Source organism: Actinomyces sp. Marseille-P3109 (assembly GCF_900323545.1).
In the GTDB taxonomy this organism is placed as follows: domain Bacteria; phylum Actinomycetota; class Actinomycetes; order Actinomycetales; family Actinomycetaceae; genus Actinomyces.
This window is the reverse complement of sequence record NZ_OOHN01000008.1, coordinates 1088656-1114072: the sequence shown is the minus strand read 5'-3', so window position 1 is coordinate 1114072 and position 25417 is coordinate 1088656. Positions and strand designations below refer to the sequence as shown.

General features: G+C 67.7%; 16 protein-coding genes and 1 pseudogene. 12 read left to right on the top strand and 5 right to left on the bottom strand.

Going from position 1 to position 25417, the window contains the following annotated elements:
- Positions 1-8: 8 nt before the first annotated feature.
- On the top strand, positions 9-2336 hold the full coding sequence (locus tag BQ8008_RS05090) for a RelA/SpoT family protein (protein WP_108833081.1): 2328 nt from the start codon (positions 9-11) through the stop codon (positions 2334-2336).
- Between the two features lie 9 nt (positions 2337-2345).
- On the opposite strand, the gene BQ8008_RS05085 is transcribed toward BQ8008_RS05090, so the two are convergent.
- The gene (locus tag BQ8008_RS05085) at positions 2346-2981 is read right to left on the bottom strand and encodes a hypothetical protein (protein WP_108833080.1); all 636 of its coding nucleotides are present in this window, start codon (positions 2979-2981) and stop codon (positions 2346-2348) included.
- A 170-nt stretch (positions 2982-3151) separates the two neighbouring features.
- Here BQ8008_RS05085 and BQ8008_RS05080 point away from each other — a divergent pair, with 170 nt between their 5' ends.
- On the top strand, positions 3152-4015 hold the full coding sequence (locus BQ8008_RS05080) for a MerR family transcriptional regulator (protein ID WP_108833079.1): 864 nt from the start codon (positions 3152-3154) through the stop codon (positions 4013-4015).
- A 121-nt stretch (positions 4016-4136) separates the two neighbouring features.
- Here BQ8008_RS05080 and BQ8008_RS05075 read toward each other — a convergent pair whose 3' ends face one another.
- Entirely contained in the window at positions 4137-5837 is a 1701-nt protein-coding gene (locus BQ8008_RS05075; protein WP_108833078.1) for a DUF349 domain-containing protein, read from the bottom strand.
- Positions 5838-6214: 377 nt separating this feature from the next.
- On the opposite strand from BQ8008_RS05075, the pseudogene BQ8008_RS14115 reads away from it, so the two are divergent.
- The 6 genes and pseudogenes from BQ8008_RS14115 to BQ8008_RS05050 all read left to right on the top strand — a co-directional run.
- A pseudogene (locus tag BQ8008_RS14115) lies at positions 6215-6652 on the top strand (ATP-binding cassette domain-containing protein); the annotation flags it as partial.
- Positions 6653-6748: 96 nt separating this feature from the next.
- Positions 6749-7762 (top strand): ATP-binding cassette domain-containing protein, encoded by a 1014-nt coding sequence (locus BQ8008_RS14110; RefSeq protein ID WP_442778233.1) that lies wholly within the window; start codon positions 6749-6751, stop codon positions 7760-7762.
- An 81-nt stretch (positions 7763-7843) separates the two neighbouring features.
- Positions 7844-8659, top strand: a complete 816-nt coding sequence (locus BQ8008_RS05065; protein ID WP_108833076.1) for an MBL fold metallo-hydrolase — start codon at positions 7844-7846, stop codon at positions 8657-8659.
- A 35-nt stretch (positions 8660-8694) separates the two neighbouring features.
- Entirely contained in the window at positions 8695-10140 is a 1446-nt protein-coding gene (gene hisS, locus BQ8008_RS05060) for a histidine--tRNA ligase (RefSeq protein ID WP_234415236.1), read from the top strand.
- Positions 10137-11930, top strand: a complete 1794-nt coding sequence (locus tag BQ8008_RS05055) for a dynamin family protein (protein WP_108833075.1) — start codon at positions 10137-10139, stop codon at positions 11928-11930. Before hisS ends, BQ8008_RS05055 begins: the two co-directional genes overlap by 4 nt.
- Positions 11930-13636: a GTPase gene (locus BQ8008_RS05050; RefSeq protein ID WP_108833074.1), complete on the top strand. Its 1707-nt coding sequence runs from the start codon at positions 11930-11932 to the stop codon at positions 13634-13636. The genes BQ8008_RS05055 and BQ8008_RS05050 overlap by 1 nt, the downstream gene beginning before the upstream one ends.
- Positions 13637-14296: 660 nt before the next feature.
- On the opposite strand, the gene BQ8008_RS05040 is transcribed toward BQ8008_RS05050, so the two are convergent.
- The 3 genes from BQ8008_RS05040 to BQ8008_RS05030 all read right to left on the bottom strand — a co-directional run bounded on the left by BQ8008_RS05040 (position 14297) and on the right by BQ8008_RS05030 (position 18501).
- Positions 14297-15151, bottom strand: coding sequence for a CPBP family intramembrane glutamic endopeptidase (locus BQ8008_RS05040; protein ID WP_108833073.1), 855 nt, complete (start codon positions 15149-15151; stop codon positions 14297-14299).
- Between the two features lie 59 nt (positions 15152-15210).
- Positions 15211-15807 carry a PadR family transcriptional regulator gene (locus tag BQ8008_RS05035; protein WP_108833072.1) on the bottom strand — a complete coding sequence of 199 codons (597 nt, stop codon included), beginning with the start codon at positions 15805-15807 and terminating at the stop codon, positions 15211-15213.
- A gap of 123 nt (positions 15808-15930) precedes the next feature.
- A complete protein-coding gene (locus BQ8008_RS05030; protein ID WP_108833071.1) occupies positions 15931-18501 on the bottom strand; it encodes a DEAD/DEAH box helicase in 2571 nt (856 codons plus the stop codon).
- Between the two features lie 423 nt (positions 18502-18924).
- On the opposite strand from BQ8008_RS05030, the gene BQ8008_RS05025 reads away from it, so the two are divergent.
- The 4 genes from BQ8008_RS05025 to BQ8008_RS13425 all read left to right on the top strand — a co-directional run bounded on the left by BQ8008_RS05025 (position 18925) and on the right by BQ8008_RS13425 (position 25412).
- The gene (locus BQ8008_RS05025) at positions 18925-19290 is read left to right on the top strand and encodes an Imm51 family immunity protein (protein WP_108833070.1); all 366 of its coding nucleotides are present in this window, start codon (positions 18925-18927) and stop codon (positions 19288-19290) included.
- A 137-nt stretch (positions 19291-19427) separates the two neighbouring features.
- Positions 19428-20840, top strand: coding sequence for an enterochelin esterase domain-containing protein (locus tag BQ8008_RS05020; RefSeq protein WP_325048118.1), 1413 nt, complete (start codon positions 19428-19430; stop codon positions 20838-20840).
- 262 nt (positions 20841-21102) lie between these two features.
- Positions 21103-22629 (top strand): ATP-binding protein, encoded by a 1527-nt coding sequence (locus tag BQ8008_RS05015; protein WP_159086768.1) that lies wholly within the window; start codon positions 21103-21105, stop codon positions 22627-22629.
- A 449-nt stretch (positions 22630-23078) separates the two neighbouring features.
- Positions 23079-25412, top strand: a complete 2334-nt coding sequence (locus tag BQ8008_RS13425; protein WP_199907935.1) for a hypothetical protein — start codon at positions 23079-23081, stop codon at positions 25410-25412.
- The last annotated feature ends 5 nt before the right edge of the window (positions 25413-25417 follow it).

Below are 25417 nucleotides of genomic sequence, written 5' to 3'. Positions count from 1 at the left end.
ATGCGTCAATGACGGAGACGAAGAGCAGCCCAGACACGTCGGGTGACAGTGTTGTCCCCGGCTCGCGCGTGCGCAGCCGTCTGGCCTGGTTCGGCTCACGTGGACACTCCACCCCGGCGGCCATTGAGCCGCTGCTGCGCGCGGTGCGCGCCAACCACCCCAAAGCGGACACGAGCCTCATCGTGCGCGCCTACGAGGTCGCTGAGAAGGCCCATGCCGGCCAACGGCGCAAGTCCGGGGAGCCCTACATCACTCACCCGGTGGCGGTGGCCACGATCCTGGCCGAGCTCGGCATGACGGCCCAGACCCTGGCCGCCGCCGTCCTGCACGACACCGTGGAGGACACCGACTACACCCTCGACCGCCTGCGCGCCGACTTCGGTGACGAGATCACGCTGCTCGTCGACGGCGTCACCAAGCTCGACAAGCTCCAGTACGGTGAGGCCGCCCAGGCCGAGACCGTGCGCAAGATGATCATCGCGATGTCCAAGGACATCCGCGTCCTGGTCATCAAGCTCGGCGACCGGCTCCACAACGCTCGCACCTGGAAGTACGTCTCCGCGGAGAACGCCGCCCGCAAGGCCAAGGAGACCCTGGAGATCTACGCACCGCTCGCCCACCGCCTGGGAATGAACACGATCAAGTGGGAGCTGGAGGACCGCTCCTTCAAGGCCCTCTACCCGGGCGTGTACGAGGAGATCGAGCACATGGTGGCCGAGCGGGCCCCGGCGCGCGAGGAGTACCTGCGCCAGGTGCGCCTCCAGATCGAGGAGGACCTGCGGATCAACAAGATCAAGGGCGCCGTCACCGGCCGGCCCAAGCACTACTACTCGATCTACCAGAAGATGATCGTGCGGGGTAAGGACTTCGACGACATCTACGACCTGGTGGCGGTGCGGGTCATCGTCGACACCGTCCAGGACTGCTACGCGGTACTCGGCTCCCTGCACTCGCGCTGGACTCCCATGAGTGGGCGCTTCAAGGACTACATCGCCGTTCCCAAGTTCAACCTCTACCAGTCGCTGCACACCACGGTCGTGGGGCCGGGCGGCAAGCCGGTGGAGATCCAGATCCGCACCCATGAGATGCACCGCATGGCGGAGTACGGCGTGGCGGCGCACTGGCGCTACAAGGAGGACCCCAACGCCTCAGGCCCCAGTTCCCTGGGAGGCAGGCCCGGGGACTCCGACCAGGGAGACATCAGCTGGCTGCGTCAGCTCATCGACTGGCAGAAGGAGACCCAGGACCCCTCGGAGTTCCTCGACGCCCTGCGTTACGAGATGGCCGGGGATCAGGTCTACGTCTTCACCCCCAAGGGCGACGTCCTGGCCCTTCCCGCGGGAGCGACCCCGGTGGACTTCGCCTACGCCGTTCACACCGAGGTCGGGCACCGCACGGTGGGCGCGCGCGTCAACAGCCGCCTGGTGCCCTTGGACACGCGCCTGGAGAACGGCGACACCGTGGAGGTCTTCACCTCCAAGGCCATCAACGCCGGGCCCTCGCGCGACTGGCTCACCTTCGTCGGCTCCACTCGTGCCCGCAACAAGATCCGCTCCTGGTTCTCCAAGGAGCGCCGCGAGGAGGCCATCGAGGAGGGCAAGGGCGCCATCGCCCGAACTCTGCGCAAGCAGAACCTGCCCATCCAGCGTCTCATGAGCCACGAGACCCTCATGAACGTGGCCAAGACCCTCGACAAGGTCGACATCGACGGTCTCTACGCAGCCGTGGGGGAGGGGCACGTCTCTGCCCAGCATGTCGTCGACACCCTGGTCGCCACCATGGGCGGGGAGGACGGCGCCGAGGAGACTCTCGCGGAGGGCGTCCTGCCCACCCGGGCAACGGTGCACCGACGCCCGCGCACCGCCGACGCCGGAGTCGTCGTCGCCGGCATGGAGGAGGGCGACGTCTACGTCAAACTGGCACGGTGCTGCACCCCCATGCCGGGCGACCCTATCGTCGGCTTCATCACCAGGGGCTCGGGCGTCTCGGTACACCGGGCGGACTGCCAGAACGTCCATCAGCTCCGACGCGAGCCCGAGCGGCTCATCACCGTCTCCTGGGCGGACCACGCCCAGTCCGCCTACCTGGTCCAGGTGGAGGTTGAGGCCCTCGACCGCGGAGGCCTGCTCGCTGACGTCACCCGGGCGCTCGCAGACAGCCATGTCAACCTCGTCAGTGCCAACATCGCCACCAGCCGCGACCGGGTCGTCACCGGCCGGTTCGTCGTCGAGCTGGCCGAGGTCGGCCACCTGGACCACACGCTGGCGGCCCTGCGACGCATCGACGGCGTCTTCGAGGCACGCAGGAGCCTGTCCACGGCCCGGCGCTCCGACTAATGCCCGGGCTCAGCCATCCGTGTCGTTCTCTGGCGGGGCGACCGCTCGCGGCGGCGCGCCGGACATGACCTCCTCGATGATGTGCTGTGCCCGCGGGCAACCCCGGCTGGCCGCCCCGCGGCAGTGGTTGAGCGTCAACAGCAGGCGGACTCGGCTGATCCCGTGGTCGCGAGCGATCATGATGGCTCGGACGGCGGCCACCGGCGGCCCCAGGCGGGCGATGTCAACAGCGGCCCGGGCAATGGTGGCGCAGGTGACGCCGTTGATCACAGTGGTGTCGGAACGGGGCAGCCTGCCACGCCTGGTCTCCAGGTAGGGGAGCCGGCTCCGACGGCCCCCGGGTAGGCAGACCTCCAGCGTCTCGGGCGGCGGCCCGCCGACATGCACCCACAGCGCCGTGCTCGCCAGGAGCACGCCCTGGTGGGGCAGCGCAGCGATGACGGCCCGAAGGCGACCCTCCGCCGAGCGCAGGAGGTCGACGGGTTGAAGGTTTCCCAGGACGCTGACCAGCAGCCGGGAGTCGAGCTCGGCGCACCGCAGTGCCTGCATGTCCTGGGGTGGAAGCGTGCCCAGGACAGGGGAGAGGGGGCGGGAGGACAGGTGGGCCACAGCGGCGTGACCCGGTACCGGGACGAAACGAGCCATATGCCATGGTGGGCCTCTCCTCGTCTACGGTGCCAGAGCGAACCGGCTACCTGTGGAAAACCTCGTTGTGAAACGAGGAGGACTTGACCCTCACGTAGGGGGAGGCGCCAAGGTACTCGATAGGTGCCACAGTGAAGACGCATTGAGGCAAGGGCTGTGAGGAAGGAGGCATGGTGACGGATTCCGGGCAGGAGCGTGACGGAGCCGGAGCGCTCGACGCAGCGGATGATGCTATGGAAGACGGTGCGGATATCGCGCTGACAGTCGGCGAGGTCTCAACGCTCCTGGGCATCAGCGTCAGGGCGCTGCACCACTGGGACGAGACCGGTCTGGTGCGTCCCTGCCGGCGCAGTGACGCCAACTACCGCCTCTACTCTGAAGCGGACGTCATGCGTATTCAGCAGGTTCTCGTCTATCGGCAGACCGGCATGAGCCTGGCCGATATCAAGATGGTCCTTGATGAGCCGGATACGGACGCCATGACGCACCTGCGCCGTCAGCGTGAGCTGCTGCAAGGACAGATCTCCCACATGCAGCAGATGCTTAGCTCCATCGACATGGTGATGGATATACAGCAGTCGGGAGCGAGGATCTCTGTGGCTGAGATGGCGGAGATCTGGGGGACCGACTGGGATCCTGTCTATATTGAGGAGGCCCGTGCTCAGTGGGGTGACACGGAGGAGTGGGCAGAGTCCTACCGGCGTAAGGCCCGGATGACTCGCGCCGACTGGGAACGGGCGCACGAGGAGACTGTCGCTCTGGAGACCGCGCTGGCTAAAGCGATGCGCAGCGGCGTCGAGCCGGGAAGCCCCGAGGCCAATGCCCTGGCGCGGTGGCACCGCAAGGACTTCAACCGGTGGTTCGAGGTCTCCACCTCTAAGCAGGTGCTCATCGCCCGCGGCTACGTGGCGGACGAGCGTTACGCCCGGTACTACGACAAACGCGCGCCAGGGCTGGCGGCCTGGCTCAAGGACGTCATCGACGCCGGCGCCAGGTCTGAAGGAGTGGACCCCGCGACCGCCACCTGGGAGTAGCAGAGCTCCCGACGATGGACGCCAGGACGAGACATGAGGCGGGGCCGACACCGGTGGGTGGTGTCGGCCCCGCCTCAGGTGCTTGCTCCTGAGCCTCAGAGCTGAGCGGAACGTGCTCGGGTCACGCCTTGGCCGAGCGCAGCACCTGCTCGAGCCAGGCACGGCGGGCCGTCAGCGCGGCCTCGGCCTCGGCGATCTTCTTGGCGTCACCGGCGGCCTGGGCGGCTGCCAGGTCCTTCTCCAGACCGGCGATCGCGTCCTGGAGCTGACCGGCCAGGCCCTCGGCGCGGGCCTTGGTCTCCGGGTCGGTGCGGCGCCACTCGGCGTTCTCGGCCTCCCGGATCGCGTCCTCGACGGCGCGCATGCGGCCCTCGATGCGACGCACGGCACCGCGGGGGACCCGCCCGGCCTCCTCCCAGGCGTCCTGAATGGGGCGCAGGGCCTTCTTGGCGGCCTTGATGTCCTTGATGGGCAGGAGCGCTTCGGCCTTGGCCACCAGCGCCTCCTTGACCTTGAGGTTCTCGGCGAACTCGGCGTCGACGGCCTCGTCCTTGGCGCGGCGGGCGTCGTAGAAGACCTGCTGGGCGGCCCGGAAGCGGGCCCACAGGGCGTCGTCCTCCTTGCGGGAGGCGCGGCCGGCCTTCTTCCACTCGGCCAGCAGGTCGCGGTACTTCGCGGAGGTACCGGCCCAGTCGGTGGAGTTCTGCATCTCCTCGGCACGCTTGATGAGCGCCTCCTTGGCGGCCCGCACCTGCGCCTGCTTGGCGTCCAGCTCACTGAAGAACTGGCGACGGTGACGGTCGAAGGTGGTGCGGGCGTGGGAGAAGCGCTTCCACAGCCCGTCCTCGGTGGGGCGGTCCAGGCGCGGGCCGCGCCGCTGCGCTGACTTCCAGGACTCGAGCAGCTCGCGCAGCTCGGCGCCGGAGTTCTTCCACTGCGTGCGGGCCGGGTCCTGCTCGGCGATGGCCTCGGCGCGCTCGACGATCACGGTGCGCTCCTTGAGCGCCTGCTCCTTGGCGGCGGCGCGCTCGGCGGCCACGGCCTCGCGGCGCTCGGCGGCCACGGTCTTGAGGGCGGCGAAGCGGGCTCGCAGCCCCTCCAGGTCACCCACGGCGGCCGGCTCGGTGAGAGACTCAGAGATGGAGGACAGGGTCGAGTCGATCTCGCGGACGCTGAGCTGGGGAAGGCGAGTGGCGAACAGGTCGATGGTCGCCTTGAGGTCCAGGTAGCGGCGCACGTAGAAGGCCATCGCCTCGGCGATGGGAGCATCGGGGAACTGACCGACCTCGCGTTCGGTTCCACCGTCCTGGACATAGACCCGTCCCTCGCCGTCCACGCGCCCCCACTTGGCGGCGTCCATCGCCTCCTGCGGGTCGACAGCGGGCTCGGCGGGCGCCGCAGGTGCCGCTGCAGGGGCGGGAACCTCGGCAGGAGTCGGCGTGGCGTCCTCCTGGGCGGCCTCGGCGGCCTGAACCGTCTCGGCCGGCTGCTCGGTCTGCGCGGGATCCTCGGAGGCGGGCGACGCCGACTCGTCAGAGGACTTCTCTGTGGACTGCTCGATGGACTGGCCTGCAGGCTCGCCGGGCTCGGGCTCCTTGGAGGACTCGACGTCGGCCTGCGTCTGCGAGGTGTTGGTCGCTGTTGACGCGACGGCCTCAACCGCGGGATCGGTGGGGGAGGCGTCGGCCGTTGGTGCCTGCTCCGTCGGAGTCTGCGCTGCCGACTCGTCAAGGCCGGTCGGCTGGTCGGCCTGCTCAGCGTTGGGCTGGTTGTCAGGCCGGTTGTCGGGCTGGATCCGCTCGGTCACGGGATGCTCCTTCATGGGTTGACGGGGAGGGAGCAGGATGACCGCTCCGTTCCGTTCGCGCCCGGCCGTCAGGCCGGGTGGTGGTGAGGTGCCGTCGGAGGACGGCAGTGCCGAGAGTCTACGTTCCTGCGGGCGGCAACCACCATCCCTGGCCCCATCGATTTCAGTTGAGTCGTTGATAATCCGCCTGATTGTGAGCTCACCTTGCGCCATACGCATCGACTCGGACCTCGTCAACGGCCCGTGCTGATAGACACTGATAAACTCCAGGCATGCTCGCGTGACTCGCCCTTGTGCCCCCCACCGCCTCATGTCAAGGACGAGTCATGCCTGCGATCTGCTTCTCCCACGTCAGCTTCTCCTACACCTCTGATCCCCTGCTGGAGAACATCAGTCTCACGGTCTCCGACCGCGAACGCGTCTGCGTCGTCGGTCCCAACGGATCGGGGAAGTCCACGCTTCTGCGCCTGGCCACCGGCGAGCTGACCCCTGACCATGGGGCTGTTAGCTTTCCCGAGCAGCATGGCCCGCCGGCGGCCGACTCGGAGGAGTCGACTGCGACGTCGATCAAGGGCTACCTCGACGCCATCTGCGCTGAGACCTTGGACGCGCTTGATCGTTTCGAGCGCATGGGCGAGGCCATAGCCCAGGACGGAGTCGACACCGGCTCCCTCGCTGAGGAATACGACTCGTTACTGGCCCGGCTTGAGTCTCTCGACGCCTGGAACCTACCGGTTCGGCGGACTGAGGCGCTTGCCGGGCTGGGACTGGGGCAGGTGGACACAGGCCGACTTGTCTCTTCCCTGTCGCCGGGGCAACGGGGAAGGCTGGAGCTTGCTGCCCTGCTCCTTTCATCCGGTCAGGCGCTGGTGCTCGACGAACCCACCAACCACCTGGATGCCGGTAGCAGCGACTACCTGAGCCAGATGATGGTGTCATGGCCCGGACCGGTCCTGTTCACCACCCACGATCGTGCCTTCATCGACGAGGTGGCCACCGCCGTCGTCGACCTCGACACAGCGCCGTGGCAGGCGCTCGCCACCGCCGCCGGGGACAAGAGCCCCATCGGCGCCTACAGGTGCTCGGGGCGATACAGCGACTACCTCGTGGAGAAGGCGCACGCCAGGTCGTCCCACCGCAGCCTTCACCAGCGTCAGCAGGAGCAGCGGCGCAAGCTCACACGTCACCGGCGGGATTCCGAGATCGTTGGGCACAGCGGGGCAGCGCCCAGGACCGAGGTCCGTATGGCCAGGAAGTTCTACGCCGACCGCGCCCAGCGAGTCTCCACCCGGCGCCAGACGCAGGACGACCGCCGACTGGAGGCGCTCGCCAGTACCGAGGTGCGCAGGCCCCGCTCCTACGAGCTGCAGCTGGGCCTGACTGAACCGGCACCGCGAAGAGGAATGGCGGTCTCGGCCCGGTCGGCCGCCGTACCCGGGCGCCTTGAACCGGTCACGGTCGACGTCATGACAGGCGAGCACCTGCTGGTCACCGGCGCCAATGGGAGCGGGAAGTCCACGCTTCTGACCTGGTTGGGTAGGCGGTCAGCACCCACGGAGGACTCCAACGGCAGCCTCACGGTATCCGGCTCGGTGTTCTGGATACCCCAGCACCTGCCGCGTCTCGGCGACCCTGGGGTGGATGAGGACGTGTGGGTCGAGGGGATCGGGGACCGTGGCCAGGGCGCCCTGCACCCGCGCCTGTGGAACCGTCCCCTCAGCGAGCTCTCCGACGGCAACCAGCGCCGCGCCCAGCTGGCCCTGGCCGCTGCCGCCGGGCCCGAGGTGCTCGTCGTCGATGAGCCCACGAACTACCTGGACCTGGACGCCCTCGAGATGCTCGAGACCGCCCTGAGGTCATGGACGGGCACGCTCATCGTCGCTAGCCACGACCGCTGGCTCATTGAGCACTGGTGGGGGCGGCGGCTTCACCTCCGCTGAGACGGTGCGGGTCCTCTGAGCTCGTGCGTCGTCGTGAAGCGTCTTGACACAGGTTCCAGGCGACCCAAGTAGGCTGGGTCCATGATCCTGGAGCGCACCATCGCACCCGTGTTCGCCGCCAACTGCTACGTCCTGGCCGCCGGCCCGGGAGAACCCGCCCTCGTTGTCGACCCCGGAGCCGGGGCGGCTCGCGGTGCCCTGGCCCTTCTTCGATCCAACCGCCTCACCCTGGGAGCGATCCTGCTCACCCACGGTCATGCCGACCACGTGTGGGATGCCCAGGCCCTCATCGAGGCCGCCCACGGTGCGGGCATGCTCGCCAGTGACGATGCCGTCGACGTGCCGGTCTACATCCCCGAGCCCGACCGGTACCGGCTCGAGGAGCCCGACATCACCACCGGCATCAGCGCCAACGGCATGAGCTTCACCGACATGGCCGGCACCCCATGGAGGCAGCCGGCGGACATCCGTATCTTCCCCGGGGACGGCTTCTCCCGTGCCATCGAGCTGGTCCCCGGCATCGCTCTGCGCGCGATCCCCGCACCAGGTCACTCGGAAGGCTCCACCCTGTTCTTCTTCGAGGCCCGGCTGGCGGACAATTCCCTGCTCTATGAGGCTGAGGTCATCGAGGACGACCCCTCCACCGCCGACGAGGAGCGCACTTACCTCATGGCCCTCGACGGCGACGTCATCTTCAAGGGATCCGTCGGACGCACCGACCTGCCCGGCGGCGACCAGGTGCAGATGTTCGGCACCCTGCGGTTCCTGGCCAGTGCCATCGACCCGGCCACGATCCTGCTGCCCGGGCACGGCGCCGTGACCACCATGGAGCACGAGCATCACGGCAACCCCTACCTCGCCGAGGCCAAGATCCGCGGAGGGGACCTCAAGGCCTGACGACGGTGCGCCGTCGAGCCGCCCGTCATGACACAATGCGGACCATGGCACAGGCACGACAAGCTCTCTCCTCACTGTCCGGCTTTCCCGAGTGGCTCCCCGCGGGCCGCATCGTCGAGCAGTACTTCGTCGACATCCTGCGCCGTACCTTCGAGCTCCACGGCTTCAGCGGCATCGAGACCCGGGCCGTTGAGCCGCTCAGCGAGCTCACGAGGAAGGGGGAGACGTCCAAGGAGGTCTACCTCCTCAATCGCCTGCAGGCGGACCCCGCCGAGGTCGACTCTGAGACGGACCCCCGCAAGCAGCTGGGGCTCCACTTCGACCTGACCGTCCCCTTCGCCCGCTACGTCGTCGACAACGCCGGGCTCCTCACCTTCCCGTTCAAGCGCTACCAGATACAGAAGGTCTGGCGCGGTGAGCGCCCCCAGGAGGGGCGCTTCCGCGAGTTCATCCAGGCCGATATCGACATCGTCGGCGACGGCTCCCTGCCCCTCTACCACGACGTTGAAGTGCCCCTCATCATGCACGAGGCGCTCAGCGCCCTACCGGTGCCCCCGGTTACGATCCACGTCTCCAACCGCAAGGTGGCCCAGGGCTTCTACCAGTCCATCGGCATCGACTCCGACCAGCTCATCGAGGTCCTTCGCGTCGTCGACAAGCTCGACAAGATCGGCCCCGAGAAGGTGGCCGCCGAGCTCACCCAGAGCGTTGGCGCAAGCGCGCAGCAGGCGGCGCAGGCCCTCAGGCTCGCCACCATCACCGGAACCGATGGCGAGGACGTCTCCGGTCAGGTTCTGCGGGCCCTGGCCGGGGCCGAGCCCACCGAGCTCCTGGAGGAGGGCCTGGCCGAGCTGACCGTTCTGCTCGAGGCCGCCGGCCGACGCCGCCCAGGCGCCGTCATCGCCGACCTCAAGATCGCCCGTGGACTGGACTACTACACCGGTACCGTCTACGAGTCCTTCATGACCGGTCACGAGGACCTCGGCTCGGTGTGCTCGGGCGGCCGCTACGACTCCCTGGCCACCAACGGCAAACGGACCTTCCCCGGCGTGGGCATCTCCATCGGCCTGTCGCGGCTCCTGGCCCGTGTCATCGGTGAGGAGCTCGTGGAGGTCAGCCGCCCCGTGCCCACGGCGGTGCTCGTGGCGGTCACCGACGAGGCGCACCGCTCCACCTCCGATGAGATCGCCGATGTGCTGCGCGCCCGCGGCATCAGCGCTGACGTGGCTCCCAGCGCCGCCAAGTTCGGCAAGCAGATCAAGGCGGCCGACAAGCGCTCCATCCCCTTCGTGTGGTTCCCGGGTGCCGACGGCGAGCCCGACTCGGTCAAGGACATCCGCTCCGGTGAGCAGGTCGAGGCCGACGCCACCACCTGGCAACCGCCTCGTGATGACGTCGCTCCGCGGGTCACTGGGTGCGGAGGTGCGGTCAGCACCGGGACCGACACAGATGCCGGTACGGAGGCCGACTCAACCTCATGACCGAGAACCGAGGCGATTCCAGCGGCACCCAGAAGGTCCAGGAGGCGACCAGGGCGCTGTCCGCGCTGCGGGACAGCCTGACGGCCTTGTCCATGCCATACGCCCTGCAGGGGACGGCGGCCGCTTCGGACAAGGCCACGCTGATCCGCGACCAGCTCGGCGACTACATCCTGCCGCGCCTGGCCAGCCTGGACGCGCCGCTGCTGGCCGTTGTCGGCGGTTCCACCGGAGCGGGCAAGTCGACCCTCGTCTCCTCACTGGTGCGCCGACAGGTGGCCAGGGCCTCCGCGATCCGTCCCACCACGCGCAGACCCCTGCTGCTCCACGCGCCGGCCGACGCCGCCTGGTTCGACACCGACCGGGTCCTGGGCTCCCTCTCGCGCCTGCGTGTGGATGCCGACGCTCCCGCGACCCCGTCCACCGAGCACACCCCGCGGGAGCTCGAGCTGCGCTCATGCGAGGGACTTCCCGAGGGACTGGCGATCGTGGACGCCCCCGATGTCGACTCCGTGGTGGAGGACAACCGGGACCTGGCCGCCACTCTCCTGGCCGGTGCAGATATGTGGATCTTCGTCACCACAGCGGCACGTTACGCCGACGCCGTTCCCTGGGAGCACCTCCGGGCAGCGGCGCAACGGCACATTACGACCGCCATCGTCCTGGACCGGGTACCGGCTGGCGCGGAGAGCGAGGTCGAGGCCGACCTGCGCCGCCGGCTCGTTGCCGCAGGCCTGGAGGAGGCTCCGGTCTTCACAATTCCTGAGACCGCTCTTGACGGCGACGGCTTCCTGCCCGAGTCCTGCGTGTCTCCCGTGCGCCAGTGGCTGGGAGCGCTGGCCTCCGACGCGGCTGCCCGCCAGGACATCGCGCACCGCAGCCTGACAGGGGCCATTGGTGCTGTGCTGGCGCAGAGCGAGCTGCTGGCCGCTGAGCTGGACTCTCAGGAGGCTGAGCACGCCGAGCTCAGGCGCGCCGCCACCTCCGAGCACGACGACGCCCTGGAGCGCGTCATCGAGGCCACCGAGGACGGATCCATGCTGCACGGCGAGGTGCTGGCCCGTTGGCAGGACTTCGTGGGGACCGGCGACCTGTTCCGGTCGCTGGAGGTCCAGGTGGGCCGGGTCCGGGACCGCGTCACCTCGCTTCTGCGGGGACGTCCGGCGCCGGCCAAGCGCGTCGAGCAGGCGATTGGCTCCTCCCTTGTCGAGCTCATCGTTGCCGAGTCCCAGCGGGCCTGCCTGGCCACGGAACGCTCCTGGCGGCGCGCCGGAACCTCCCAGCAGGCCCTCAACCGCGCCCTGGCGGAAGTGCCCAGCCAGACTGGGCTCGAGGTCATCGCCGCGGCTCTCGTCCACGACTGGCAGCGTGAGGTCCTTGCGCTCATCCGGGCCGAGGGCGCAGACAAACGGCTCACCGCCCGGCTGCTGTCCCTGGGGGTCAACGGCGCCGGCGTCGTCCTCATGATTCTCGTCTTCGCCCATACCGGAGGCCTGACCGGTGGAGAGGTGGGCATCGCCGGTGGCACCGCCATCCTGGCTCAGCGGGTTCTGGAGGCCGTCTTCGGCGACCAGGCGATGCGCGGCATGACCAGGCGGGCTCGCGAGGACCTCACCAAGCGCGCCACCACCCTGTTCGCCAATCAGGTGAAGTACTTCACCGATGCCCTTCCGGTTCCGGCGCCCAGCGCGGACACGCTGCGGGAACAGCTCCAGGCCTGTCAGGATGTCGTGACCTCCCTGCGCACCGCAACCGCCCGCACCCGCCAGCAGGCTGGGAGGAGAGTGCGGTGATGACCGACCACACCGACGTCGGCAGCCTGGCCCTGACCCTGGAACAGCTGGAGCAGGCCGTTGCGCTGGGCGAGCGGCTCGGTCTGCGTGACGAGCTGGACCAGGCCCGTGCGGTCCTGGCACAGGCCTCCGACCGCAGGCGCCTGGCTCCGGAGATCACGGTGGCCGCTCTCCTGGGGGCCACAGGCTCGGGCAAGTCCAGCCTCGTCAACGCCCTGACCGGCGTTGAGGTGTCCCGCACCGCCCGCACCCGCCCCACCACCACTCAGCCTCTCGCCGTCGTGCCGGATACCGCCGTCGAGGCCACTGCTCTGCTGGACTGGCTCGCGATCAGTCGGCGGGTGAGCCTCAGCGGGCCCTGGGAGCTGGGGGAGGCCACGGTACTGGTGGACCTGCCCGATATCGACTCCGATGAGCAGGCGCACCGAGCTATCGCCGAGCGCATGGCCGGTAAGGTCGACGTCCTGGTATGGGTCCTTGATCCGGAGAAGTACGCCGACGGCGTCGTCCATCGCGACTTCCTCATCCCCATGGCCGCCCACGCCGAAGTCATGATCGTCGCCCTGAACCAGGTGGACCGGCTCGACGCCGAGAGCCGGGACGCCGTGATCACCGATCTGAGACGGCTCCTGGATCGTGAGGAGCTGGCAGACGTATCGCTCGTTGCCGTCAGCGCCCGTACCGGTGAAGGTGTTGAGACCCTGGCCCGCACGGTGGCCTCGGCGGCCTCCGACCGTCTGGCCAGCGCCCGCAACCTGGCCGCTCATGTTCGCCGTGCCGCCAAGGAGCTGGCAGACCAGACCGGCCTGATCGCCCCGCCTCGTCCAGACGCCGTGGCGCAACGCGCTGTCAGTACGCAGACCAAGCAGTCCTTGGCCACTCTCAGGCAGGCGGCTGCGACCGTCGCCGGCGTCGACGTCGTCACCCGGGCCGTGGAGGGCTCAGACCGGCACCGTGCACATACACGGGTCGGCTGGTTCTGGCTGCGATGGATTGAGCGTCTGCGCCGCGATCCGCTCAAGGTGCTCCACCTGGGAGGCGGACGTCCGCCCTCGCTGGCTGTTGCCGATGCTGATGACTCCAGTGGAAGCCCCGGCCGGCGAGTGGTGGACCTCAGCTCCCTTCCTCCGGCGGGTCCCGCGGCAACAGGGAATCTGCGTAGCAGCGCTCACGTTTACGCCATGGCCGCCTGTGCCGAGCTACCGGCTGATCTGGCGGTGCAGGCCGTCTCACGCAGCGACGAGCGTGCCGAGAACCTCGCTGTTCCTCTGGACCGGGCGGTGGCTGCGGTGGACTACGGAGCATGGAGGCGCCCGGCCTGGTGGACGGTGGCCAACGTTCTGCAGTGGGTGACTGCACTGACCGCCTTGATCGGTGGCCTGTGGCTGGTGGCGATCCGCGTCCTGGAGGACTACCTCCTGCTGATCACTGTTGACGTTCCCCGCTGGGGACGAGTTCCCTGGCCCACCGTCCTGCTGCTCGGTGGCCTACTGATCGGGCTGGCACTGGCCGGATTGGGCACACTCCTGGCCCGTCTCCAGGCCAGACGCCACCGCAAGCAGATCACCCGCCGCCTGCGTCGAGCCACCGATGAGGTCATCGATATTGAACTCATCGAACCACTCAGCACTGAAACACGCGGGTGGGCGGAGCTCACGCAGATTCTGGGCAGAATCACCTCGACTGACACCATTAACTCTTACTGAATGATGTCATTGCGACATCATATTCTCCAGACAGCCTTGATGGATCGTCTCACCATACCTCGCCCTGGAACTGCCCCCTCTGAGCGTGGTGACCGCGCCGGGAGTGGGGCGCACGATCACTGTCGAGGCCGATGAGCTCCTGGAGCCTCTTCTGGATGTACTGCCGACGGCGCCATAGTGAGTGTCCGTCAGATCGCTCTCGTGGGGCGTGAGCGATTCGCTGGTATCTGGCCGTGGGGCCCGGAGGCATTTCGCGTGCGTGTGACGGTGCCGGACGGTACGCGTTTTGATGCCAGCGTTGATGCCGGGTCGATCAGCGCGGAGCACTCGTGGGATCAGGTGCAGGTGCACGCCGACGCCGGCTCCATCGTCATCGGCACGCTGCGCGACGGGAGCGTGAGGGCCCAGGCCGGCTCGGTGCGCATCCGGTCCACCACCGGTACGGTATCGGCTCACACGGAGGCCGGCTCCGTCAAGGTCCTTGCGGCGTATGAAGGACTCCTGGATCTGTGTGACAACCGACCTGCCTCACCAGAATCACCCCGAGCTGCTCGAACGACGCCTCGAGCTGCGGGCCCGCGCCCAGATGGGGACCGTCCGGGTTCGTCGAGCCTGAAAGGTGCGAATGCCGAGCCGGTCCCCGTCCGGCGACTGGGCAGATCACCGAGACCGACGGCGGAGCCGACCGGTGCGCCGCGCCCACAGCCCCAGGCCCGCCGCCAGGACGATGGCGTTGGGAATAATGCCCACCATCGGGGAGACCAGCAGTCCCCACGACGTGATCGGCAGTCCGCCATAGATGAGGGGCATATGGCTGAGGTTCGCGATCGAGTGCGCGATAAGGCCCGGCCAGAGACTGCCACTGATGATCCGAAGCTCGGTGAACAAGGGGGCCCAGCAGATTATGACGGGAACTGCGATGAGGACGAAGATGATCGGGGGGACGTCGTAGACCGAGCGGCTGAGCGACTCGTCCAGGAACCAGAAGTAGTAGGGGATGTGCCACAGGCCCCATATCATTCCGACGATGAGCCAGACCCAGGGGTCGGGCAGTTTTCGGCCGATGAGCGCGGGCGTCAGGTAGCCGCGCCAGGCGCCCTCCTCGGCGACGTTCTTGAGCACGGTCCCCACCGCGTTCGCGGCCACCACACCCCCGAACGCTCCCAGCCCGGCAGGGGTGAGCCACCCCGCCGCCCAACCGACGGCGATGGCAACGGCGAAGGACACTGGGAAGACGCCGAGCGCCACGCCATAGGCCCGCAGCCTGCCCGGAAGCCACGAGGCGACGTAGGAACGGCGCAGCGACGGGTCGCTCAGAGCCAGGACGGCACCGGCCAGGAGCGGCGCCATGATCCAGACGAGGCTACCCAGCGAGTTCATGGAGTGGGGGATACCGAGGGCCTTGTTGACGAGCAGTCCGATCCAGCCGGATCCCAGGGCAACGACACTGAAAACGACGAGATGGGTCAAGGGGCTTACGGCGGGTGCACCGCCGGAGGGAGATGCTTCATCCATACTCATACTATGCAGTACGAGTATTGGACTATGCAAGTATGTGACGTTGATGCGTCTCCTCAGTGAGCGTCCTCATCAGCGGTCTCGGTCCCCTCAGCGGTCTCGGTCCCCTCAGCGGTTCTCGACCGTGTAGTGCCGGCGTCCGCGGCGATGGTGCGCCGGGTCTGGGCGACCCACTCCAGCTGGGTCTTTGTGCCGTCGATCCCATAACGAAGCACTGCCGCCTTCATTGCGGTGTCGAGATCCACCACGTCGATGTCGATCGCCTCCAATTCCTCCAGCTCCCTGCGGAACCTCTTCTCGGCCTCGGACAGGAGCGCATCGACTCTCTCGTGACCCAGTCGAGCCGCGAAGAAGAGCCGCGCCAGCAGGGGGTCCTTCGTCGTAATGGGCTCGAGCGGGCTCATCAGCCAGGCATCGAGCTCGGCGCGACCCGACTCCGTCAGGCTGTGCACCCGCCGATCCGGTCGACCGCTCTGAGGGATGACTCGCGTCGAAATGGCGCCGTCAGCCTCAAGGCGGTCGAGGGTGCGATAGATCTGGGACTGGTCGGCGTACCAGAAGTAAACGACCGAGCTGGTGAAGGCTCGGTTGAGGTCATAGCCGCTCTGCGGTAGATGGGACAGCAGCCCGAGGATGGCGTGTCTGAGTCTCATGCGCTCACAGTATGCGAAGAAGATCTCGCAGCGCCGATCGCCTCACGTGACCGGCTGCGATGATGGGTGGGGCGGCAACGTGTGTTGCCGCCCCACCCATCGCGTCAGTGAGCCGCCGGGGACTCAGCGGTTGCCGCGCCCCCCACGGAAGCCGCCCCGGTTGCCGCCGAAGCGGTTCTGGTTGCGCTCGCCATGGCCACGGCCGCTTCCACGATCATTGCCGCGGTCGCCCCGGTCCTCGCGCCGGCCCCGGAAGCCGTCCCGGTCACCCCGGCGCTCGTCCCACCGGCGGTTGTCGCGGTGGTCCCCGCGGTCCGAGCGGTCGTAACCGCCCCTGCCGCCGCGCCCGTCACGGTCCTTCCAGCCACGGTCGCCGTCATCACGGCGCGGACGGAAGCCGCGGTCCGAACGGTCCCTGCGCTCCCCGCGCTCACCCCGGTCGTCCCAGTCGCGCCGCTTGGGACGGCGCTCCCCACCGTTGGGGCCGGACCAGCCGTGACCCGGCCCCTCGTCGGGGCGGATCCGCAGCTCACGGCCGGCGAAGGTGGCCCGGCCCATGACGCTCAGCTGCTCGGGGCTGAGGTCGGCGTAGATCGTGACCAGGGAGAAGGACTGAAGGATGTCGATCTTGCCGATGTCGGAGCCCTCGATTCCGCCCTCGTTAGCCAGGGCGCCGACGATCGCGCCGGGAAGGACCCGGTCTCGGTGGCCCACCTCGACGCGGTAGACGGTCCCGGGGCCCTCGTGCTCGCGGCGCCCGGAACGCGTGGCCGAGCGGCGTCCCTCGCCACGGTCTCCCCGTTCTCCGCGACGGTTCTTCTCGCGCCCGCCTTCGAAGGAGGCCGACAGGAAGGTCCCCTCGGAGTCGAGGTTCTCCTCCCGGCGGGCGCGCTGGGGGCGCTCACCGCCACGGTCCTCGCGCCTGCGCGGTCCCTCGTCCCCCACGGCGAGGGCCAGGAGCGTGGCCGCCAGCTCCTCGACGTCGATGTCCAGCTCCCGGGCGGAGTCACTGACCAGCGGCAGGTACATGTCCAGACGGCCGCGCTCATGGCGGGCGGCGGCCTTGGACAGGAGCTTTCGGGCCCGGTGCTCGGAGACGTCCGCGGGGGAGGGCAGGGTGATCTCCTCCAGACGGCTTCCGGTGAGGCGCTCGATCTGGCGGAGCTTGCCCTTCTCCTTGGGGGTCAGGAAGGTGACGGCCTCGCCGTGGCGACCGGCGCGGCCCGTGCGGCCGATACGGTGGACGTAGGCCTCGGCCTCGCGGGGGACGTCGAAGTTGACGACCAGGCCGATGCGGTCCACGTCAAGCCCGCGGGCGGCCACATCCGTGGCCACCAGCACGTCGAGGGTGCCGGCGCGCAGACGCTCCACCAGGCGCTCTCGCTCGCGCTGCGGCACGTCACCGGAGATGGCGGCGGCCTGGATGCCCCGGCCCGCCAGCTCGATGGCAACGTCCTCGGCCGTGGACTTGGTGCGCACGAAGACGATGGCGGCCTCGGCGTCGGTGACGGCAAGGACCCGGGAGACGGCGCCGATCTTGTGGCGGAAGGGAACCACCGCGTAGGTCTGGTGGACGGTGGCGACGGTGGAGGCCGGCCTCGAGACCTCGACCTGGACGGGCTCGTGAAGGTGCTGGCGCGCCACGGCCTGGATGGCCGGGGGCATCGTGGCCGAGAACAGGGCGGTGCGCCGCTCGGTCGGAAGGGACTCCGCAATCGTCTCAACGTCCTCGGCGAAGCCCATGCGCAGCATCTCGTCGGCCTCGTCCAGGACGAAGTAGCGCACGTCGTCGAGCTGGAGGGCGCCCTTGTCAATGAGGTCGATGACGCGTCCGGGGGTGCCGACGACGACCTGGGCGCCGCCCTTGAGCGCGCCGATCTGGGGACCGTAGGGGGCACCGCCGTAGACGGCCACCACGTCCAGTCCGCGGGAACGGGCGGCCATGTCGGTGATGGCCTCGGCGCTCTGAAGGGCGAGCTCGCGAGTGGGGGCCAGGACAAGGGCCTGGACCACGCCGTCACGGGAGTCGACGGCGTCCAGGAGCGGCAGACCGAAGGCCGCCGTCTTGCCGGTTCCGGTCTGGGCGACGCCGACGACGTCACGGCCGGCCAGCAGGACCGGGATCGCCTCCCTCTGGATGGCGGTGGGGGTCACGAAGCCCATGTCGGTGACGGCCTTGAGCAGGTCGCCGGGCAGTCCCAGGTCGGCGAAGGTGATCTCATCGTCCTCGTGGTCCTCCTTCGCCTCGCGCCTGCCCTTGCGGTCACGCGGAGCGTGGGCGCCCTCGCTCTTGCTCTGTGGGTCCGCGTCGGAGTCGATGAAGGGAGTGTGGCCGTCGACCTCCTCCTCATCGATGTCGACGCCGTCGTCCTCATCGGAGTCCTCATCCTCCGGGTCGGCCTCGGGGCGGTCTCGCTCGACGTCGTCGGCCTCGTCCTCGTGGTCGACGTCCTCCGGGTCCTCGGGGGAGTCTGAGGAGGCAGGAGTGACGAAGTCCTCGGGGGAGGAAGTGGTGTCGTCGGAGTGGTGCGGTGCGGCAACGGTGTCGTCGTCGCTGTCTGTGTCAGCCGGGTCAGCCGACCGGCCGCCGGAGAGTTCGGCGGAGAAGAGCGCGTCGAGACTCAGGGGGCCGTTGCTTTCGGTGCCCTGAGCGTCGTCGGAGGCGCCAGGCACAGTGCTGCTGGAGGTAGTCATGAAGTTTTCCCATCTCTGTCCCCGTGAAGTGCTTGGGGACTGCGGCGGAGTGTGGGGGAGGACCTTTTGTCCTCCGCTCTTTGCCGTACCTGGCCCACCACACTCGCCCCGCATCCGGACTGACCGGATGGCTCATGGGCTAACACGCACAGACTCACGGGACGCTCCTGCCGCACGCCAGGTGCGGCAGGACCCGAACGGGGTCATCAGGGCACGGATCGCTCCTGCAACCCAGGCTACGGGAAAATGGCAGTATTCTGTGCTTCCACGAGCCGGATCACAGGTGAGGTCCGTCTCTCCACAACGCTGGGAGAGACGAAAGGCGAACATGAACGGGCATGATGCCCAATACTCGTCGTACGCGAGGGGCTCCTGACGCACCAGCCGCTCCACCGAACCAGCCCACAACTCGATAGGACTTCCATGACCGACCACGACAAGAACTACGATGACACCCTCATCCTCATCAAGGATGTCGAGACTGACAGCGGCTCCTGGACCTATCTGAGCATCGACGCGGGCACCCCGCCGACAACCGAGACGATCGCCTCCATGGGTCACGAGCCGAACGGCTACTTCTGGGACGGTGTCGTGCGTCGGCTGGTGGAGCTGAACCGGACTCCGCAGCTGGAGGATGCGGATCCGGAAGGAGGCGCTTTCTTTGCCCGGGGAAGCCGGGAGGATCTCGAGGCACTGGCTGTCGCTCTGACGCCCTACCTCACTGATGACGACGCCATCACCTCGCTTGTGCGCGAGGCCGATGCCGCGGGCTTCGACTTCGACGACTGACTTCTCCTTCCCCCACTTCCCGGGACCATGGCGGTGAAGCGCCGGGACTCCCACGGCTGTCGACTTCTCCCCGGCGGCTCTATCTCTCGCGGGTGGTGCTGCGATGGGAATGGAGCGAGTCCGATAGGGTCGCCGGTGTGAGCGGTACCCGTCCTGACGATGACCATCAGGCACAGGACACCCGCTGGAGAGAGCTGCGACCGACTCCAGTGGCTCCCGGCGGCGGCTTGCTCCGCACGGCTCCGGACTGGTGGCCGTCTCATCCTGATGACAACGCCCTGGCCGCTGCTGCAGCCGGCGGTACGCCGGTACTGGGGGAGACCCGTGTCGTTGACGGTGTCGAGATGCGTGAGGCGACCTTTCTGTGGCGCGACGACCGGCGGCACGGTGCCAGTCCCAGCGTTCTCATCCATCTCAACACGCTGACGGACAATCATCGCACCCACATCTCCCCGGCGCTCGCCACCCGGGTCCCAGGAACCAGCTGGTGGGCGCACCACGTTCTGCTGCCGGAGGACGCCCTCGTGGGGTACCGGCTCGTCGTGACTCGGGAGCCGTTACCCGACGATGCCGGAGCTCGGCGGGGGACCTGGAAGCGGGTCCACGCCGAAGGGCGTCCGGATGCCTTCAATCCTGATCGCCTGCACGACGGCTTCGGCTTCGTCTCCTCCCTGTGGGAGGGACCGACGGCATCCACCCACCCGGAGTGGGCGGCCACGGAGCAGCCCTGGAGCACTTCTGAGGTCAGCGGTGGAGGGTATGGACGCAGCACTGATCTCAGCGGCACGGTCCTCAATGGCTTCGACGTCCCTGGCGACTCGGCGCGACGTGTCACCCTGTGGCAGCAGGACCTCATCGACGCCCGTCAGGGAGCCGGCTGCGGGGATGGCTCGGGGAGCACGGGGAAGGAGTACGGGCTGCTGGTTCTTCTCGACGGAGAGATCTGGCGCCGCAACGACGTCGTCGGCCGTCTTGGTGCCAGGGCGGCGTCCTGGGACCTGTTGCTCATCGACTCCGGCGACCTGTCCATGCGTGCACGGGATCTGGCGGATCCTCGACGCAGCAGGGAACTGCTGATGAGGTGCCTGAAGGCCGCGGAGGAGGGCCGGCGACGCTGGAGCCCGCAGCAGGTGGTGGTGGCCGGTCAGTCGCTGGGTGGCTTGGCCGCGGCGGATCTCGTCCTGCACAGGCCTGATGTCGCGGGACGAGCCATCGCTCAGTCGGCGTCCTTCTGGTTGGGATCGGGCCGCCGGGGCGAGGGTGAGGGAGAGCTCCTGGCCTGGTTGCGCCGTCGGGGGGATTCGGGACATATGGGCGCGAATGAACCCTTGTCGGCGCGGCTGGTGGTTCAATGCGGCGTGCATGAGGGGGTCCTGCGTCAGGGAGCGCGGACGGCGGCGGAGCTTCTCATGGCCGAAGGGGCTCTGCTCGGCTACCGGGAGGAGCGCGGAGGCCACGACTACGCATGGTGGCGCCATGGACTGTCCTGGGGACTCGACGCCCATGAGCAGGATCTCGACTCGGGGCGTGAGCCGACAGTGACAAGGTGACCGTTGTCGCACTGAAGCACAATAAAAAATGTTAGCGTTGCTAATATCGCTTAGGTCTACCTCTCCTGGAGGCCAGGTGATCCGGCGCAGCTCAGTGCGCCTCCCCCGAATGTTCCGGACACGGTGCCGGACGAGCTCACGGAGGTACTCCATGGACCGTCACCAGCAATCCCCTCCATCCCCATCCGACCCCACACCCCTGTCCGTCTCCCGGCCGTGCCGCAGGTCGGCTCTGACACGAGTCGGGGCGTTCACATCCGCTGTGGCGCTGAGTCTGGTTGGAGTCGTCGGGACGGCTGCCTATGCGGCTGACGAGACGCCACGTCCCGCGGCGGGCTCCGCAGCTACCGCGGCCGCCGAGGCGTCGTCGACATCGGCCGGCACTGAGGCCCAGTCCGATCCTTCAGGAGTCGACAGGAATGCCGCTGTGACCCCCGTGCCGGGAACCACCGGTGAGCCTGGAAGCGTTGTCGGAGTCGAGTCGTCCATTGCGCCCGGCCTCTACCAGACCGCCTACTCACCCAGCCGCAGCTCCCTGTACGTCACCTCCGCCGTGGGGCGCCCGCCCGTCACGCAGTCCTCGTTGATCAAGCTCGACGCAGACACGCTGGCTTACCAGAATCACGTCGTCCCTGAGGTGGACCCGACTGCGACCGGCAGAGACGGCAAGCCGCTCGAGGGGGCTCGCTATGCCGTCTACGGGGTGGCCGTCGATGACGAGCACGGCACCGTGTGGGTGACCAACACCCGTCAGAACACCGTCGCCGTCTATGACGCCGACACGCTCGCCCTCGTCAAGCAGTTCGACAAGGACATCGTCTCCCACAGCCGCGACGTCGTCATCGACGCGGCGCGCGAGCGCGCCTACGTCAGCAGTGCGCGTTCCAACAAGATCGCCGTGTTCGACACGTCCACCAACACCCAGCTGGCCGACATCACCGTGGGTAAGGACTCAGACGACTTCAGCGCCATGTCCCTGTCCCTCGACGAGGCCTCGGGAACCCTGGTCACTGTTTCGGCCTCCAGCACCAAGGCCGCCATCATCGACGTCGCCTCCGGCAGTATCACCGAGGTGCCCCTGCCCGCCAATGTCGCGCGCGCCTCCGGAGTCGCCTACAACCCGGCAACCGGGCGGATCTATGTCGCCAGCCAGGGATCCGGCGACCTCGTCGTTGTCGAGAAGGACGGTACGGTGGTCAATCAGGTCGTCACCGCCACAGACGTGAAGGACGCCGACGGCAAGGATGTCTCCTCAGGGGCGCTCAACGTTGCGCTCGATCCGATCAACTCCCTGGTCTATGTCACCAACCGCAATGCCGGGACCATCACCGTGCATGATCGTGACGGAACGATCAGGCAGACGATTGACGCCGGTCGCAACCCCAACCACGTGCTGCATGACGGGCGGGGGAACGTCTACGCCGTGAACAAGGGCGGCAGTCGCGATGGCAGCACCAAGAACGACTATGTTCAGCGCTTCTCCGTCGTCGCGGCCTCTCTTCCCTCCGCGACGCCCACTGCGGCACCCGACGCCGCGCCGACCAGACCCAGTACCCCCTCACCGGCAACGGTGAGCACTCCCAGTGCGATCGCGTCTGCCGCCGTTCAGACCTCCGGTCGCGCTGAGGGCCGGAACGACGGCGCCAGCGTGGTGGCGGTCTCCGTCTCTGACGGAGGCGGGAGCGGTTCGGGTCTGGCCAGGACGGGGGTCTCGCTGGGAGCCGCGGTCGCCGCGGCAGCCCTCGTGATCGGCGGGGTCTTGTTGGTGCGCGCTCGGCGTCACGCCTGACCAGCCGCCACCCGCACCGGACCATCCGGTCTGATCGGGAGAGCGGGACGATTGCTGTTGGGGTTGTTCAATGCGCGGTTCGCGTTGAACAACCCCCAGTTCGTTCTCGCGCTAGAAACCGTGACTGAAATGAAATCTGAGCAACGGCATGATCACACGCCCTGATTTATCGTTACCAACACAGGAGTTTCCTCAGTGATTTCAGAGTTGAATGGTCTCGCTCCGACCGATTGTCGGGTTACTGCTGTGTATACTTAACCTGGAATCGACGTCGTAAGCGATGTTTTCTCAAGATGTGGATTCTTAGAAGGGAGTAGTCCATCTATCATCGCTTACGAAAGGCAGTCGTATCTGTTGCTTGGTGCGTTCCTTTCCTCGTCGTCCGCTCCAACCGGCTGCGGACTGTGCGAGTAAGTCCACCTGCCCCCGTCCACGAACGAGATCCCTCGATGCACTACCCTCAGCGGCTACTGGCCGCCCGCCCTGTCACCAGGACTGGTGCGCGTTCGATTCTTGCCGTCCTGACGGCCTTCGGTATTCTGACCACCACCGCCGGTGTCGCGGCCGCACCCCTCCTGACCGGAAGTGAGATCGTCAATGACGCCGGCGCGAAGACCGAATGCCGCCCTGCAGCCTCCCTGAACTATCCCGAGGGGCAGTCGAAGCCGGAGTACGTGGTCCCGGTCTACAGCACAGGGGCGATGGGCGGTGTTGATGCCTTTCTGACCGGCTGGTGTCATGACGGTGGCAGGCTTCTGTCAGACCCGAGCGTCACTGTCAACGTCATCGACGGTGGCACGGTGTCGTCCTACCCTATTTCCTGGCTCAAGGTTGAGCTTGATCCAAAACTCGGGAGCGGTGACCAAAGCGCTTTCATTCCCACCGACTACCTCGTCAAAGGAATGCGGGAGGCAACGGGTGACCAGAGCTGGGATGTCGGGACGAAGCTCTTCAGTCTGACCTACACCAGTGGCACCGTGAGTGCCACAACGGGCATGTTCTCCTTCGTCAAGCAGGACCCGAACATCGTCGATCCTCCGGTGCCTGAGCCCACACCCGAGCCCACTGCGGAGCCGACGTCCGAACCGACTGTGGAACCGACGTCCGCCCCCGCACCGGAGCCCGAGCCCACCACAGAGCCGAGTTCAGAACCGGCTCCCACCACCACTCCCACAGCGGATTCTGCTACTGATCCTGCAACAGAGCCCACAGTCGAGCCCACGAGGACCCCCGAACCGACCTCTGCGCCCACGCAGTCCGCCGCGCCGGAGCCGCTGCCTACGGCAGAGCCGAGCCCATCACCCAGCCCGACGCCGTCGCAGACTTCAACGGCTCAGGCCTGCCAGGCCAAGCCGGTCGTCACCGTCCTCAATCCAGACGGCTCAGACCCCAAGGACGGCTACCCCGACTACAAGCCCGAACGCAGCATCAGGATCGCCGGCAGCGGCTGGTGTGAGAACGGAGCGATGCTCGACGGCGACAAGCAGATCGAGATCAAGCTGGTCGCCTACGGCGGCTACGGGGTTCCGGGAACCGTCTCGTTGCCCGTCACCTTCACACAGGGATCCTTCGACGCCCAGCTCAACCTGTCCTCCCTTTACGCCGGGACGCATCTGACGACCAACCGCTACTTCCTCCAGGTCTCCCCGATCGGTAGCGGGCTGACCGAGTCGACCAACGTCTTCAGCTACGAGGTCCCGGTGGCTCCCGAACCCACACCGACACCCGCAGTGACGCCTTCCCCGTCTCCGACTCAGACGGTCGCCCCGCAGCCAGAACCTTCTCCGGTTCCTTCTGCGGAGCCTGACGATCCTTCCAATGAACCATCCACAGCGCCATCAACGGCACCTTCGCCCCCGTCCCCACAGACTGCCACGCCGGTACCGCACTCGGATCCTGGGTCAACCACCTCTGACCAGACAGACCCCACTGATCAGGGGGGCGGCTCTGGAGACCTCCCCGGTTCCGCTGACTCCTCTGGTTCGTTGGAATCACAGTCCGGTGCCGGTTCTCATGCAGGCGGTGGCTCTCACAGCGCGCCTCAGCGCGCTCCTGGTGCCTTCGACCTGAGTGCGGACTCCTCGTCTGGCAGTGCCTCTGCCGAGCGGAGCGCCGATCGAAGCCGAAACCAGCGCAGCGCCCAAGAAGGTGGCCTAGGCGATGGTCGAGGTAGTGACGCCGGTTCCTCTGACGCAGAGGACTCAGAGTCCTTGTCACAGGCCTCCGCCGGCACCGCAGAGGACCGTACCGTCCGTCCCAACAGGAACCCGGTGCCCCCGGTGACCAGCGCGGCGCAGCTGAGTGCGGACAACGCCGGATCCCTGTCCGGCTCGCGCCAGGGCAACATCGTCAATCTTGTTCTTCCCAAGGCCAAGGCCTCAGCGGGGGAGTGGGTCTCGGTGTTCGTCTTCCCTGGAGCAACCACCAAGGGCTGGGTGCAGGTCGATGACGCCAACAGCGTCTCCATCGACATCTCGACATTCGGGTCAGGATCCTACGAGCTGGCGGTGGCCGATCGTGACAATAGTCTCCTGGGATGGGCGAAGCTGGAGATCACCTCGGCCTCCTTCGATCCCCAGAGTCCGAGCCAGGCCCAGCTCCTGACGTTCCCGGACAAGGGTGCCTCAACCTCCAAGGGGCTCAGTGCCAACGACATGCTCCTAGGGGGAGCCGGAGGACTGCTCGTCATCGGAGCGGGCAGCCTGCTGGTCGCCGCACGTTCAGGACTTCCGCTCCGTGCGCCGAGGATCCCCCGACGGCTGCAGACGCCGCGTGGACGCTGAGCGGC